This is a genomic window from Tardiphaga robiniae (genome assembly GCF_001618955.1).
Taxonomy (GTDB): domain Bacteria; phylum Pseudomonadota; class Alphaproteobacteria; order Rhizobiales; family Xanthobacteraceae; genus Tardiphaga; species Tardiphaga robiniae_A.
Genome location: NZ_LVYV01000001.1, coordinates 330,296 through 344,989, shown reverse-complemented (window position 1 = coordinate 344,989; position 14,694 = coordinate 330,296). Strand labels below are relative to the sequence as shown.

Annotated in this window: 14 protein-coding genes; 9 read left to right on the top strand and 5 right to left on the bottom strand. The window is 64.1% G+C overall.

Annotated elements, in window-relative coordinates; translation table 11 throughout:
* Positions 1-26 precede the first annotated feature (26 nt).
* From argH to A4A58_RS01620, 4 genes are all read left to right on the top strand, one after another.
* Positions 27-1,424, top strand: a complete 1,398-nt coding sequence (gene argH, locus A4A58_RS01635) for an argininosuccinate lyase (protein WP_068730374.1) — start codon at positions 27-29, stop codon at positions 1,422-1,424.
* 91 nt (positions 1,425-1,515) lie between these two features.
* Positions 1,516-1,800 carry an LPS translocon maturation chaperone LptM gene (gene lptM, locus A4A58_RS01630; RefSeq protein WP_068730373.1) on the top strand — a complete coding sequence of 95 codons (285 nt, stop codon included), beginning with the start codon at positions 1,516-1,518 and terminating at the stop codon, positions 1,798-1,800.
* A 6-nt stretch (positions 1,801-1,806) separates the two neighbouring features.
* Positions 1,807-3,072: a diaminopimelate decarboxylase gene (lysA, locus tag A4A58_RS01625; protein ID WP_068729188.1), complete on the top strand. Its 1,266-nt coding sequence runs from the start codon at positions 1,807-1,809 to the stop codon at positions 3,070-3,072.
* A 315-nt stretch (positions 3,073-3,387) separates the two neighbouring features.
* Positions 3,388-6,009 carry a TIGR02302 family protein gene (locus A4A58_RS01620; RefSeq protein ID WP_068729185.1) on the top strand — a complete coding sequence of 874 codons (2,622 nt, stop codon included), beginning with the start codon at positions 3,388-3,390 and terminating at the stop codon, positions 6,007-6,009.
* Positions 6,010-6,066: 57 nt separating this feature from the next.
* Here the strand turns inward: A4A58_RS01620 and A4A58_RS01615 are convergent, their stop codons facing one another.
* Both A4A58_RS01615 and A4A58_RS01610 read right to left on the bottom strand, forming a co-directional pair.
* Positions 6,067-6,444: a response regulator gene (locus A4A58_RS01615; RefSeq protein ID WP_068729183.1), complete on the bottom strand. Its 378-nt coding sequence runs from the start codon at positions 6,442-6,444 to the stop codon at positions 6,067-6,069.
* 15 nt (positions 6,445-6,459) lie between these two features.
* Positions 6,460-7,323, bottom strand: coding sequence for an MJ0042-type zinc finger domain-containing protein (locus A4A58_RS01610; RefSeq protein WP_068730372.1), 864 nt, complete (start codon positions 7,321-7,323; stop codon positions 6,460-6,462).
* 128 nt (positions 7,324-7,451) lie between these two features.
* Here A4A58_RS01610 and ftsE point away from each other — a divergent pair, with 128 nt between their 5' ends.
* From ftsE to A4A58_RS01590, 4 genes are all read left to right on the top strand, one after another.
* Positions 7,452-8,111, top strand: a complete 660-nt coding sequence (ftsE, locus tag A4A58_RS01605) for a cell division ATP-binding protein FtsE (protein WP_068729180.1) — start codon at positions 7,452-7,454, stop codon at positions 8,109-8,111.
* On the top strand, positions 8,104-9,075 hold the full coding sequence (locus A4A58_RS01600) for a cell division protein FtsX (protein WP_068729178.1): 972 nt from the start codon (positions 8,104-8,106) through the stop codon (positions 9,073-9,075). Before ftsE ends, A4A58_RS01600 begins: the two co-directional genes overlap by 8 nt.
* A gap of 80 nt (positions 9,076-9,155) precedes the next feature.
* Positions 9,156-9,881, top strand: a complete 726-nt coding sequence (locus A4A58_RS01595; RefSeq protein ID WP_068729175.1) for a YdcF family protein — start codon at positions 9,156-9,158, stop codon at positions 9,879-9,881.
* Between the two features lie 28 nt (positions 9,882-9,909).
* Positions 9,910-10,683 (top strand): lysophospholipid acyltransferase family protein, encoded by a 774-nt coding sequence (locus tag A4A58_RS01590; protein WP_068729173.1) that lies wholly within the window; start codon positions 9,910-9,912, stop codon positions 10,681-10,683.
* A 7-nt stretch (positions 10,684-10,690) separates the two neighbouring features.
* On the opposite strand, the gene A4A58_RS01585 is transcribed toward A4A58_RS01590, so the two are convergent.
* Positions 10,691-11,248, bottom strand: a complete 558-nt coding sequence (locus A4A58_RS01585) for a gamma-glutamylcyclotransferase (RefSeq protein WP_068729171.1) — start codon at positions 11,246-11,248, stop codon at positions 10,691-10,693.
* Positions 11,249-11,375: 127 nt separating this feature from the next.
* Here A4A58_RS01585 and A4A58_RS01580 point away from each other — a divergent pair, with 127 nt between their 5' ends.
* Positions 11,376-12,566, top strand: coding sequence for a DUF2125 domain-containing protein (locus tag A4A58_RS01580; protein ID WP_068729169.1), 1,191 nt, complete (start codon positions 11,376-11,378; stop codon positions 12,564-12,566).
* A 65-nt stretch (positions 12,567-12,631) separates the two neighbouring features.
* Here the strand turns inward: A4A58_RS01580 and A4A58_RS01575 are convergent, their stop codons facing one another.
* Both A4A58_RS01575 and hisC read right to left on the bottom strand, forming a co-directional pair.
* Complete coding sequence (locus tag A4A58_RS01575; RefSeq protein ID WP_068729167.1) at positions 12,632-13,573, bottom strand: prephenate/arogenate dehydrogenase family protein; 942 nt, start codon at positions 13,571-13,573, stop codon at positions 12,632-12,634.
* Position 13,574: 1 nt separating this feature from the next.
* Positions 13,575-14,678, bottom strand: coding sequence for a histidinol-phosphate transaminase (gene hisC, locus A4A58_RS01570; RefSeq protein WP_068730371.1), 1,104 nt, complete (start codon positions 14,676-14,678; stop codon positions 13,575-13,577).
* Positions 14,679-14,694: the final 16 nt, after the last annotated feature.

Sequence of the window (14,694 nt, the reverse complement as noted above, 5' to 3'; positions counted from 1 at the left end):
GCTCCAATGACGGTAAGGGCTCCAATGTGAGCAACAAGATGTGGGGCGGGCTGTTCGATGAAAGCCCCGACGCCATCATGGAGGAAATCAATGTCTCCATCGACGTCGATCGCCACCTTTATGCCCAGGACATTACCGCGTCCAAGGCCCATGCTGCGATGCTTGCCAAGCAAGGGATTATTACCGCCAAAGATGCGAAAAATATTGCAGGCGGTCTAGACACGATCCTGTCAGAGATCACCAAGGGGTCGTTCACATTCAAGCGTGCGCTCGAAGACATTCACATGAATGTGGAGAGCCGGCTCGGCGAGCTGATCGGCCCGGCCTCCGGTCGCCTGCACACCGCGCGTTCGCGCAATGATCAGGTGGCGACAGATTTCCGCCTGTTCGTGCGCGATACGATCGACGAGATCGACGCGGCCTTCGCGTCATTGCAGCGGGCACTGGTCGATCGCGCGCTGGAACATGCCGACACGGTGATGCCCGGCTTCACCCATCTGCAGACCGCGCAGCCGGTGACCTTCGGCCATCATCTGCTGGCCTATGTGGAAATGGTGTCGCGCGATCGCGGCCGTTTTGCCGATGCGCGCAAGCGCCTCAATGAAAGTCCGCTCGGCGCGGCCGCGCTGGCCGGCACCTCGTTCCCGATCGATCGCCATGCCACGGCCAAGGCGCTGGGCTTCGATCGCCCGATGGCCAATTCGCTCGATGCGGTGTCGGATCGCGACTTTGTGCTGGAGACGTTGTCGGCTGCGTCCATCGCGGCCGTGCATCTGTCGCGCTTCGCCGAGGAGATCGTGATCTGGACCTCGCCGCTGGTCGGTCTCGTCAGACTCTCCGACAAGTTCACCACCGGCTCCTCGATCATGCCGCAAAAGCGCAATCCGGACGCCGCCGAACTGGTGCGCGCCAAGACCGGTCGCGTGATCGGTTCGCTCACTGGATTGTTGATTGTCATGAAGGGTCTGCCGCTGGCCTATCAGAAGGACATGCAGGAAGACAAAGCGGGTGCGATGGAAGCCTATTCGGCGCTGTCGCTGGCGATCCGCGCCATTGCCGGCATGGTTCGTGATCTCGTGCCCAATGAGGAGCGCATGAAGCTTGCTGCCGGCGAGGGCTATGCCACCGCCACCGATCTGGCGGACTGGCTGGTGCGGACGCTGAAAATGCCCTTCCGCGAGGCGCATCACGTCACCGGCCGGATCGTCGGCACCGCCACCAAGAAAGGTGTGGCGTTGCACGAGCTCGACCTGAAGGAGATGCAGGCGGTGGAACCGAAGATCACCGCAGAGGTGATGAAGGTGCTGTCGGTGGAATCGTCGGTGAAGAGCCGGGTCAGCTATGGCGGCACGGCGCCGAAGAATGTGACGTCGCAGGCGAAGGCCTGGCTCAAGCGACTGGAAAAAGAGCGGAAATTGGGCTGAGCGAGCCTGGCGTGCGAAATTCAATGGATTTCGGGGTCTCGCCAGAGCGCAGCAATCTTTGTATGGTGCGCCCGCATTTGGGGATTTCGCTGTGACTTGTCCGACCCGCCCTGCGTCCGCGCGATGGGCCATTCTCGTTCTGACCGCTTCTGCTTTGGCGCTGGCTGGCTGCGGCCGTAAAGGCGGCCTCGATCTGCCGCCACAGGCGTCCGCGCAGCCGATGGGTACCGGCGCTCCGGCGGCCGATCCCGATGCACAGTCGGCCGCCAGCAAGGGCAGGGACGTGTTCGCGCCCTCGAACGGTGTCGATGAGGGCCCGCCGGCAGCGACCCGTGGCCGCAAGAAGCCGTTCCTGCTCGATCCGATCCTGGACTAACTCGCCATGCGCCATTTCGACTATCGCAACGGCGTGCTGCACGCCGAAGGCGTTGATATTGCCGAAATGGCGGATGCCGTCGGCACGCCATTCTATTGCTATTCGACCGCCACGCTGGAGCGGCACTACCGCGTCTTTACCGAGGCCTTTGCCGATACCAAGGCCCTCGTCTGTTACGCCATGAAGGCGAATTCCAACCAGTCGGTGCTGCGCACGCTGGCCAAGCTCGGCGCGGGCGCTGACGTGGTCTCCGGTGGTGAGTTGAAGCGCGCGCTGGCCGCCGGCATCCCGCCGAAGAAGATCGTGTTTTCCGGCGTCGGCAAGACTGCGGACGAGCTGCGGCTGGCGCTCGATGAGGACATTCTCTGCCTCAATATCGAGTCGGAGCCTGAACTCGCATTGCTGTCGGAGATCGCCAGCGAGACCGGCCGTACGGCACGGATTTCGATCCGCGTGAATCCGGACGTGGATTCCGGCACGCATGCCAAGATCTCCACCGGCAAGTCCGAAAACAAGTTCGGCATCCCCATCAGCAAGGCACGCGAGGTCTATGCCCGCGCTGCGAAGCTGCCGGGGATTGAGGTCACCGGCGTCGACATGCATATCGGCAGCCAGATCACCGATCTCGCCCCGATGGAGCAGGCATTTCGCATCCTGGCCGATTTCGTCACCGTGCTGCGCAACGACGGCCACACGATTTCGCATGTCGATTTCGGCGGCGGTCTCGGCATTCCCTATTACGAGGACCGCGCCGCGCCGCCGGAGCCGATGGCCTACGCGGCCATGGTCAAGCGCGTGACGCATAATCTCGGCTGCACGCTGATGTTCGAGCCCGGCCGCATGATCGTCGGCAATGCCGGCATTCTTGTCGCGCGCGTGATCCATGTGAAGCATGGCGACGGCAAGACCTTCGTCATCATCGATGCTGCCATGAACGATCTGATCCGGCCGACTCTGTACGAGGCCTATCACGAGATCCTGCCGGTAGCGGCGCCCGCACCCGGTGCAAAGCTGTCGGCCGTCGACGTCGTCGGTCCGGTCTGTGAAACCGGTGATTATCTGGCACTGGACCGCAAGCTGCCGGAGTTGAAGTCCGGCGATTTGCTCGCGATCATGACCGCCGGTGCCTATGGCGCCGTGCAGGCGGGAACCTACAACACCCGCGCGCTGGTCCCGGAAGTGCTGGTGAAGGACGATCAGTATGCGGTGGTCCGCCCGCGGATCGAGGTCGAGCAGTTGATCGCCATGGACAAGGCCGCGCCCTGGCTGTGAGGCTGTGATTTTACCTCTCCCCGCTCTGCGCGGGGAGAGGTCGCGGCGGGTGAGGGGCGGGGCACGGGGCTCTCTTCAAGCTCAAGCGCAGGTAGGCGGATCTCGAAGAGCCCCTCACCCGACCCTCTCCCCGCAAGAGCGGGGCGAGGGAGCGCACGGCCGGCGCTCCCTTACAAAGACCCCTCACGCCTTCGTGACCCCAATCGCCCCGAATCGACTTAGGCTCAGGCTTTGCATGTGCACGGATGGCCCTCGTGCCATGCCTCATTGCCGCCGCCGTGCTAGTGTGTCGTGCGGTAACATCGGAGATCGTCGTTGAGCGCTGCGCCCCCCGACCGACCAGACCCCCAACGCGACGTACATGCCGATCGTCAGGCGGCGGCACAGCTTCAGCTCGCGCAGGCGCTGCAGCGTGCCCGGGTGGCGATTGCCTGGGAGCGGGGATGGCCGCATCTGGCCCGGCTGCTCAGTGTCGTCGGGTTGTTTCTGGTGGCGTCCTGGGCCGGCCTGTGGCTGACGCTTCCCTTCACTGCACGCGCTATCGGTCTTGCGTTGTTCGTCATCGCCGCGCTGGCGACGCTCGTTCCTCTCCTGAAGTTTCGCTGGCCGTCGCGTGAAGAGGGCCTGTCGCGCCTCGATCACGGCACCGGCATTGCACATCGCCCCGCAACGGCGCTGACCGACACGCTGTCGTCGCAGGACCCGATGGCCCGGGCGCTGTGGCTGGTTCAGCGCGAGCGTACGCTGGCCTCGCTCAAGAAAATCCGCGCTGGCCTGCCATCGCCGCGCCTCGCGATCCATGACCCCTGGGCGCTGCGCGCCATCGTGGTCGTGCTGTTGTTCGCCACCTGGTTTGCCGCCAGCGGTGAGCGCGGTGCGCGGATCATGGCGGCGTTCGACTGGAACGGCGTGCTGGCGCCGGCGAATGTGCGCGTCGATGCCTGGATCACGCCGCCGCCTTACACCGGCAAGCCGCCGATCATCCTGTCTGCTGCCAACAAGGACGCGTCCACGGCTGATGCCGCTGCATTACCGGTGCCGTCGGGTTCGACGCTGATCGTGCGCTCCAGCGGTGGTGCGCTTGATGTCGTTCTCACCGGCGGTGTCGCTGACGTGGCGCCGACGGCGGAAGCCCCGAAGGGCACCAACGAAAAGCATTTCACCATCACGTCTGACGGGACAGCACATGTCCGTGCGCCGTCCGGCCAGCCGCAGTGGAAGTTCACGGCAACGGGTGATCGTCCGCCGACCATCGTGCTCGCCAAGGACCCGGAGCGTCAGGCGCGCGGTTCGCTGCAGATGTCCTACAAGCTCGAGGACGACTACGGCGTTACCGAAGCCCATGCACTATTCGCGGCGCGTCCCGCCGAGACCAAGGATGGCATCAAGGAAGCCGCCAAGGCGCGGCCGCTGTTCGATGCGCCATCATTTGCGCTGGTGCTGCCAAATGCGCGCACGCGCAACGGTGTTGGCCAGACCGTCAAGGATCTCAGCGAGGATCCCTATGCCGGCGCCGATGTCACGCTGACGCTGACCGCCAAGGATGAAGCTGGCAACGAGGGCAAGAGCGAGCCGTTCAGCATGCGACTGCCGGAGCGGCTGTTCACCAAGCCGCTGCCACGCGCGCTGATCGAACAGCGCCGTATCCTGGCACTCGACGCCAATCAGCGCGGCCAGGTCTCCTTCGCGCTGCAGGCCCTGATGATCGCGCCGGAAGCTTTCACGCCGGAAGCCGGTCAGTATCTCGGGCTGCGCAGTGTTGCCACCCAGATCGAACGCGCCCGCACCGACGCGGCCCTGAAAGAAGTCGTCGCCAGTCTGTGGGCGCTCGCCGTCACCATCGAGGACGGCGACATCACCGATGTCGACAAGGCGCTGAAGGCGGCACAGGACGCGCTAAAGCAGGCACTGGAGCGCGGCGCCAGTGATGAGGAGATCAAGAAGCTCACCGAGAACCTGCGTGCGGCGCTGGACAATTTCCTGAAACAGCTCGCCGAGCAGATGAAGCAGAATCCGCAGCAGCTGGCGCGTCCGCTCGACAAGAACACCAAGGTGATGCGGCAGCAGGACCTCAACAACATGATCGAGCGCATGGAGCGGCTGTCGCGCTCCGGCGACAAGGACGCCGCCAAGCAGTTGCTCGAACAGATGCAGCAGATGCTGGAAAACCTGCAGATGGCGCAGCCCGGCCAGTCCGGTGACAGCGAGATGGATCAGGCGATGAACGAGCTTGGGGACATGATCCGCAAGCAGCAGCAGTTGCGCGACAAGACCTTCAAGCAGGGCCAGGACCAGCGCAACGAGCGCCGCCGCGGCAAGCAGGGCGAGCAGGGTATGGGCGATCTGCAGCAGGATCAGCAAAACCTGCGCGACCGCCTCAAGCAGCTGCAGGATCAACTTGCCAAGCAGGGCATGGGCCAGGGTCAGAAGGGTCAAAAAGGACAGCAAGGGCAAAAAGGACAGCAGGGCCAGCAAGGGCAGGGCCAAGGTCAAGGCGGTGACGATCAGGCGGACGCCGATGGTGACGGCGACGGTGATGGTCTCGGCGATGCCGACAGCGCCATGGGCGATGCCGGCGGCCAGCTTGGCGAGGGCAATGCCGACGGCGCGGTGGGTTCGCAGGGCAAGGCGCTCGATGCGCTCCGCAAGGGCGCACAGAAGCTCGCGCAGGCCATGCAGCAGGGCGAGGGTGAAGGCCAGAACGACGGCCCCGGCAACAATCCCGGCCGCCAGCAGAGCGGTGGCCGGCAAAGCGATCCGCTCGGGCGTCCGCTGCGTGGCCGCGAACTCGGCGACGACCTCACGGTGAAGATTCCCGGCGAGATCGACGTGCAGCGCGTGCGGAGAATCCTGGAAGAATTGCGTCGTCGTCTCGGTGACACCACGCGACCGCAGCTTGAACTCGATTACATCGAGCGGCTGCTGAAGGATTATTGAGGAAGCGTTCGTTTCGTCATTCCGGGTTCGCGCCGGCGCCCCGGAATGACGAGGGCGCTATCCCTCGTTCTTTACCGCCAGTGCGTCCGCCACCGCAGTGCGGATATCCGCCACGGAAAACGGCTTCGTCACCACATCGTGCACGATCGCATTCAGGCCCGTCGCGCGTTCGCGCTGGTCGGCGTAACCGGTCATCAGCAGGATTGTCAGTTCGGGAAAATCGCGCGCGACGGCCAGCGCCAGCGCGATGCCGTCCATGACAGGCATCTTGATGTCGGTCAGCAGCAGGTCGAATGCGCCGCCTTGCTCGTTGATGATTTCAAGCGCTTCGGCGCCGTCCTCGGCCGTGACGATCTCGTGGCCATCCATGGCGATGGCGCGGCCGACCAGCAGCCGCATCGATTCTTCGTCATCTGCAATCAGGATACGCGCCACGACAACTCCTTGGACTTACGCGCCGGCGACGTCGCGCTTGGTGAAGAAGCGCACATCGATACTACGGCCTTCGACCGGCGGCGAGGCCAGCCGCGATCGAAACCATGTCTTGTCGCCGGGATTGAGGCCGGGCTGTTCGAGCACGGCGTTCCAGCCATATATTTCAGTCCCCTTCTCGTCGCGTACCACGAAACGCAGGCGCGGCAATGCGGTGGGCGTGCGGGTTTCGGACACGATCAGGCCCTCGATGAGCAAGACCGACTTGCCATCGACGGTCTCGGTGGTGACCTTGACGTCCTTGAAGGCAAGCCCCCGTATATTCACGTCGAGGCCGACCGCCTGATAGAAAGTCGCGGTCTGCGGCATCAGCTTGACCAGGTCGACGCGCCAGATCACCAGCGCCAGCAACAACGACGCCATGGCAGCGGTGGCGATCGGCAGGCTGTGGCGCGGCATGACGAACAGGCGCGGCAGCGACGGCATGAAACGGCGGAGCGCCGCAAAGCGTGACGGCGGGGTGGCCCGCATCGCGGCCACCACGTCGTGCTGGGCCAGCGTGGCCCAGTCGGCGGCTTCGGTGCGATCATTGGCGTCGGTCGGCCAGTCGGCCGAAATCGACGGGCTTTCTACCACCGGAACGTTCGGCGCCGAGGCGTCGTCGTCCTCGGTCACGCCCCAGGCGCTCATGTCCTCGTTCAGATCGGGCTCGCTGGCCTTCGCCGCCATGGCGGGAACACGGGCCTCGGCGCGGGAGAGGTCTTCCGGCCGCGCCAGCCAGACTTCCTTGCAGCGGGCACAGCGAACCGTCCGTCCGGCATCGCCGAACGTGGCCGGGTTCACGGCGTAGGACGTCGTGCAATTGGGGCAAACGATATGCATGGAGCCGATAGCCGATGACATGGCCGGCAGGCTACAAGACGACCGTTAACGAATCGGAAACCATAACGGCCGCACAAGCATTTGACCGTCTTTTTGAGGCTTTTTGAACCCATCGAACGGAGCTGAATGTGGTCCGGTTCGAAAATGTTGGTTTGCGCTACGGGCTTGGCCCGGAGATTCTGCGCGACCTCAATTTCCAGATCCCTGCGCATTCGTTCCAGTTCCTGACCGGTCCCTCTGGCGCCGGCAAGACCTCGCTGCTGCGTCTGTTGTTCCTGTCGCTGCGGCCGACCCGCGGGTTGGTCAATCTGTTCGGCCAGGATATCTCGCTGCTCGGCAAGGACGAGATCGCCGACCTGCGCAAGCGCATCGGTATCGTGCTGCAGGATTTCCGCTTGCTCGACCATATGACGACCTATGAGAATGTCGCGCTGCCGTTCCGGGTGATGGGTCGTGAGGAGTCCAGCTATCGGCGCGAGGTCATCGATCTTCTTAAATGGGTGGGTCTGGGCGATCGCATGGATGCGCTGCCGCCGATCCTGTCGGGCGGCGAGAAGCAGCGCGCCGCGATTGCGCGCGCGGTGATCGCGCGGCCCATGCTGCTGCTGGCCGACGAGCCGACGGGCAACGTCGATCCGACGCTGGGCCGGCGTCTGCTGCGGCTGTTCATCGAACTCAACAAGTCCGGCACCGCGGTGATTATCGCGACCCACGATATTACATTGATGGATCAATACGACGCGCGGCGCATGGTGCTGCATCAAGGCCGGCTGCATATCTATGAGTAGAATCGGCGAAGAACACGGCCCGCTGATGGACCTCGGCACCGATCGCCCGCAGGTCCCGGCGAAGGCGCGCAACGCATCCCCGATCGTGCCGCGCGGCTCGATCGCCGGCCGCGCGCTGGTCGCCGTCGTCGCCATCATGACCTTCCTCGCCTCCATCACGACGGGCGCGGTGCTGTTGATCAGCGCGTCGGCGTCGGAGTGGCAATCGGAAGTCGCTAGCGAAATCACCATCCAGGTGAAGCCGCAGGGCGGCCGCGATCTCGACCGGGATACGCAGGCGGTGACGGACGCCATTCGCGGCCAGCCGGGGATTGTCGAGGTGCAGCCCTATAGCCGGGAGCAATCGGCGCAGTTGCTGGAGCCGTGGCTCGGCACGGGACTGTCGCTCGACGAGCTGCCGGTGCCGCGCGTCATCATTGCACGTGTCGCGCCGGGGACCGCGCTGGACATTATCGGCTTGCGCAAACGGGTGACGCAGGCCGTGCCCTCGGCCAGCGTTGACGATCATCGCGCCTGGGTCGAGCGGATGCGCTCGATGACATCGGCAACGGTGCTGGCCGGGCTCGGCATCCTTGCGCTCGTTATTATCGCCACCATTATCTCTGTGTCCTTTGCGACGCGCGGCGCTATGGCGGCGAACCGGCCGATCGTCGAGGTGCTGCATTTCGTCGGCGCGGGCGACCGCTATATCGCCAATCGCTTCTTCCGCCACTTTCTGCGGCTTGGCCTGCAGGGCGGTATCATTGGCGGTGGTGCCGCGATGCTGATGTTCGGGTTTTCCGAGTCGATCGCGAGCTGGTTTTCCGGCACGCCGGTGGGCGACCAGTTCGCCGCATTGCTGGGAACGTTCTCACTGCGGTCGTCGGGCTATCTCGCGGTGGCAGGGCAGGCGCTGTTGATAGCAGGAATTACCGCCTGGGCATCGCGCCGCACATTGTTTTCGACGCTGAACGATATCGAGTAACGCGTCAGGCACAGGCGGTGGCATCGCCAAGGCGCCGAAAAATACCTAAGATTGCTGCCAAAGGACCAAACGCCAGACCGATGATCTTGCTCGACGACCAGAACACCACGGAGATGCCCGTTGCCGCGCCACCGCGGCGGCGCGTCATCCGTGCGGCACTCGTGGTCGCATTTGCACTGTCCTTCATGGTCGGCGCCATCGGCTTCGTTGCGTTTCTTGCGCAATTGCGCAGCGGCGAGCTGAAGCCCTCGGCCAATGCCGATGGCATCGTGGTCCTGACCGGCGGTTCGTCGCGCGTTGCGGATGCGCTCGAGCTGCTCGCCAATGGCTTCGGCAAACGGCTGCTGATCTCCGGCGTGCATCCGACCAATGGCGCGGCCAATATTTCGCGCACGCTGCCGGACAGCCAGCGGCTGCTGGATTGCTGCGTCGATCTCGATCGCTCCGCCGTCAACACACGCAGCAATGCGGTTGAGACCAAGCGCTGGGTTCATGAGCGCGGTTTCAAGTCGCTGATCGTGGTGACGTCGAATTATCACATGCCGCGTGCCATCGTCGAAATGTCGCATGAGATGCCGGATATCGAGCTGATCCCGTTCTCGGTGATCGGCGAGAAATGGCGAGACGAGCCGTGGTGGACCAGTGGCCCGACGCTGCGGTTGCTGCTATCGGAATATGTGAAATATCTCGCGGCCGAAGCGCGGGTGCGGCTGGCGCATATCGGGATCGATCTGATGCCGGATTCCAGCAGCGACCAGCAGAGTGTCGCGCCGCTGCGCAGGCCGGCGACGGCCTCCGCCAGCTAAATTGGCCAACTGACCTGATCGGATCACCATGACTTCGATATTCGTGCGTTCGTTGATCTACAACGTGCTGTTCTATGTGCTGCTGGTGTTCTGGATCCTGGTGGCTATCCCGACCTTCGTGCTGCCGCCGCGCGCCTTCATGGCGATCGCGAAGGCGTGGGCGACCAGCAGCATCTGGCTAATGCGCGTTGTCTGCAACACGAAGGTTGATTATCGCGGTCTCGAGAAAATTCCGGCGGGGCCACTCATCGTCGCCTCGAAACATCAATCGATGTGGGAGACTTTCGCGCTGATGCCGTTCTTCGACCGGCCGCTGTTCATCTACAAGCGCGAGCTCGGCCAGATCCCCTTTTTCGGCTGGTACCTGAAGAAATCGAAAATGGTCGGCGTCGATCGCGATGGCGGTGCGCGTTCGCTCATCGATATGGCCAAGCGCGCGACCGAAGAAGTCCAGCTCGGCCGCCAGCTCATTATCTTTCCTGAAGGCACGCGCCGTCCCGTTGACGCGCCACCGGATTACAAACCAGGTGTCGCGCAGATCTACGCCAAATGCGGCGCGCCTTGTTTGCCCGTAGCGCTGAATTCCGGCCTGTTCTGGCCGCGCCGCACCTTTCTGCGCTATCCCGGCACGCTGGTGGTGGAGTTTCTCGATCCGTTGCCGCCCGGCCTGCCACGCAAGGAATTCATCGCGGCGATCAGCACATCGATCGAGGCAGCCACCGATCGCATCGTTGCTGAAGCACGGGCTGAACAGGCGACGATCTTCGGGCGTGTGCCGAATGTGGCGGTGAAAGAGAGCTAGCGCTTATTCACTCGTGCAGCATCGCTGCGAGCTGATGGAGCTGCGCGTCGCGGAAGCCTTCGGCCTCGATGGCCTTCACGGTCGACAGCACGTAATCGCGGTTCAGCCCGGAACGCCCGTGGCCCTGCCGCACGAAATGCAATTGTTCGCCGAGGCTGAGTCGCCCGGCATATTGCACGTGGCCGCGGTCGACCACATAGGCCAGCGCGCTGACACGGGTGCGCTCCACGTCATCCAGCCAGACGGAGCGCATGACCTCGCGATAAACATGGGTGGTCTGCTCGCGCTCCCTGAGATAGGCGATGGTGTCATGGCGCAGCTTGGCCGCCACGCGAAAGGCAATGCCGCGGCAGGCGCCGCCGCGGTCCAGGCCGAGCACGAGGCCGGGCTTTTCCGGCGTGCCGCGGTGGTCGAAGGAATAGACGCAGAGCGCCCGATGTTCGCCGATCAGCCGGGCTGGGACCTGTTCGATGAACTCGAAGCCTGGCCGCCACATCAGCGAGCCATAGCCGAACACCCAGAGATCGCTGTCGGAATCGGGCTCGGCGGTGATTTTCGCGGTCATGGTGCCGACCTAGCAGAAACCTTGGGCCCGGGCGATCTTGATTTCCTGCAATGTGGCCCTGCGACGACAGGATAACCCCATGAAAGGGATCGCCGATTTGACAAAATCATGCGATCTACGTCCCGCCATGTCCGAATATGCACAGCCCACCCAGCGCCGCCTCTGGCCGATTTTCATCCTGCCCGTCATCATCGTCGTCCTTGCGGCGGCGTGGAGCGGCTTCTGGTTCTATGCCGCGTCCAAGGTCGACGAAAACGTCGATATCTGGCGCGCCCGAGAGGCCGCGGCTGGCCGCGTCTATGATTGCGCCAACCGTTCGGTCTCCGGCTTCCCGTTCCGGCTCGAAGTCCGCTGCAGCGGCGTCAGCGTTTCGCTGACGTCGCAGACCGCCACCCAGAATGCGACACAGATTCCGATCACCGCGAAGCTTGGCGAGATCGTCGTGGTCGCGCAGATTTACACGCCGCGGCTCCTGGTCGCCGAGTTCACCGCGCCGGCCGTCCTGTCCGATCGCGGCCAACCGGCGATGGTGATGAACTGGGGCTCCGCGCGCAGCAGCATCACCGGTCTCCCGGGTACGCCCGACAGCGCGGACATCGTGTTCGACGACGTGTCGCTCGACCGCTTCGCCGGCTCGGTGCAGGCGCCGACCGCACGTGCCAAGCAGGTCGAATTGCATGGCCGCACGGCAGCGAATTCGACGCCGGACAAGCCGGTGATCGAGACGGCCCTGCAGATCAGGAGCGGCAGCATTGCCGATGTTCATCCGATCCTCGCAGCGCCGTTCGACGCCGATATCCGCGCATTGCTCAGCGGCCTCAAGGATGTCTCGCCCAAGCCCTGGCCGCAGCGTTTCCGCGAGCTTCAAGCTGCAGGTGGACGCGTCGAGATCGTGCAGTCGCGCATCCAGCAGGGCGAGATCATCTCGCTGGCGACGGGCTCGCTCGGTCTGACCGCCGCGGGCAATCTCGACGGCGAATTGCAGATGACGGTAGCGGGGCTGGACAAGGCTATCGCCGCCCTCGGGATCGACAAGTTGCTGGAGATGGGCGTGCCTCAGGAGGCGCTGGACCGCATTGCGCCCGGCGTGAAATCGCAGGACGTCAATAACATCCTCGGTGCGCTGGATCGCGCGATCCCCGGTCTCGGCAATGTCGTGCGCAAGAATGCCGGCAGCGGCCTTGCCGCCGGCGTCAATTCGATCGGGACTGCGGCTGTCTTGGAAGGCAAAGCGGCGCGGTCGTTCCCGCTGAAATTTGTCGATGGCGCGGTGTTCCTCGGGCCGCTGCGCGTGGCGCAGATCCCGCCCCTGTTCTGAGCCTATATGCCCGTCATTCCGGGTTGGCGGCTTCGGTGCGCCCCGGAATGACGAGAGAGCGTCTTTTAATCCGCCTTCTTCGTCAGCGCCTGATGCTTGCGCCCGAAGTCCGGCGCCGCTTCATCCTGACCGATACTCACGATGCCGCGGCGGATCGCGCGGGTGCGGGTGAAGTGCTCGAACAGCGCATCGCCATCGTCGCGGCGGATGGCACGCGTCAGCTTCGACAGGTCTTCCTGGAAGGTACCGAGCATTTCCAGCACCGCGTCCTTGTTGGCGAGGAACACGTCGCGCCACATGGTCGGGTCTGATGCTGCGATACGGGTGAAATCGCGGAAACCGCCCGCGGAGAACTTCAGCACTTCCGACCTCGTAACGTCTTCGAGCTCGTCGGCCGTGCCTACGATTGTATAAGCGATCAGATGCGGCAGATGGCTGGTGACCGCGAGCACCAGATCGTGATGCGCGGCCTGCATGATCTCGACATTGGCGCCCAATGCAGCCCAGAAGCCGGTGAGCTTCTCGACGGCCGCGGGATCCGCGCCGTCGGGCGGCGTCAGAATGCACCAGCGATTGCTGAACAGTTCTGCGAAGCCGGAATCCGGACCGGAGTTTTCCGTGCCGGCGACCGGATGCGCGGGAATGAAGTGGATGTTGTCCGGCAGATATTCCGACATCGCGTGCAGCACGGAGGCCTTCACCGAACCGACGTCGGAGACGATTGCGCCGGGCGCGAGATGTGCCGCGATGCTTTTCGCCACGTCGCCCGCCACGCCAACGGGCACGCAGGCGATGACCAGATCGGCATCCTTGACGGCGCTGGCATTGTCGTCGGCGATGCGGTCGGCGAGCTTGATTTCCACGGCGCGTGCACGCACGGCCGCCGAATTGTCGGTGGCAACCAATTCACCGGCAAGGCCAAGCTGCTGAATGCCGCGCGCCAGCGACGAGCCGATCAGGCCAAGCCCGATCAGCGCGATACGTTTGAAGGGCGGCGTGGCGCTCACGTCATTGCCCCGAATTCGATGCCATGAATTCACGCAGCGTCTCGATCACCAGCCTGTTGGCTTCCTCGGTGCCGATGGTCATGCGCAGCGAGTTCGGCAGGCCGTAATTGGTCACGGCGCGCAGCACCAGCCCGCGCCTGGTCAGGAACGCATCGGCATCCGCTGCGGTCTTGCCGGTCGCCGGAAAATGCATCAGCAAGAAATTGGCCACGCTTGGCGTCACCTCGATGCCGAGCTTGGTGATTTCCTCGGTCAGGATGCCGATCCACTTGGCGGTGTACGTGCGCGACATCTCGACATGGCCGGTGTCCTCGATCGCCCCCACCGCGGCCATCATCGCCGGCGCCGAGACGTTGAACGGCCCACGAATCCGGTTCATCGCATCGACGATGTGCGCAGGGCCGAACATCCAGCCGATCCGCAAGGCGGCCAGGCCGTGCACCTTCGAGAAGGTGTAGGTGGCGACGGTATTCTCGGTGGTCTTCGCTAGCTCCAGGCCGTTGTCGTAGTCGCCCTTGGTCACGTAGTCCCAGTATGCGGCGTCGAGCACCAGCAGCACATGCTCCGGCAGGCCGGCGCGCAGGCGTTTGATCTCGGAGGACGGCAGATAGGTGCCAGTCGGGTTGTTCGGGTTCGCCAGCCACACCAGCTTGGTGCGCGGCGTGACGCAGTTCAGGATCGCGTCGACGTTGCAGGTGAAGTTGGTTTCCGGAGCGACCACATTGGTGGCGCCGTTCGCCTGGGTAGCGATCGGGTAGACCAGGAAGCCGTGTGCGGTCGAAATAGCCTCGTCGCCGGGGCCGAGATAGACATGCGCAATCAGGTTGAGAATTTCGTCGGAGCCGGCGCCGCAGATGATCTGCGCGGGGTCGAGGCCGAAGCGGTGGCCGAGCGCCTCGCGCAGCACCTTCGACGTGCCTTCCGGATAATCCTCGAGATGCGCGACAGTAGTGGCAAAGGCGTCCTTGGCGCGCGACGATGGGCCGAACGGCGTCTCATTGGCCGACAGCTTGTAGGTCTTGCGGCCCGGCTCCACCACCGGGCTCTTGCCAGGGGTGTAGGGCGCGATATCGAGAATGCCGGGCTTCGGCACAGGACGGGACATCTTCAACTCCAGAACG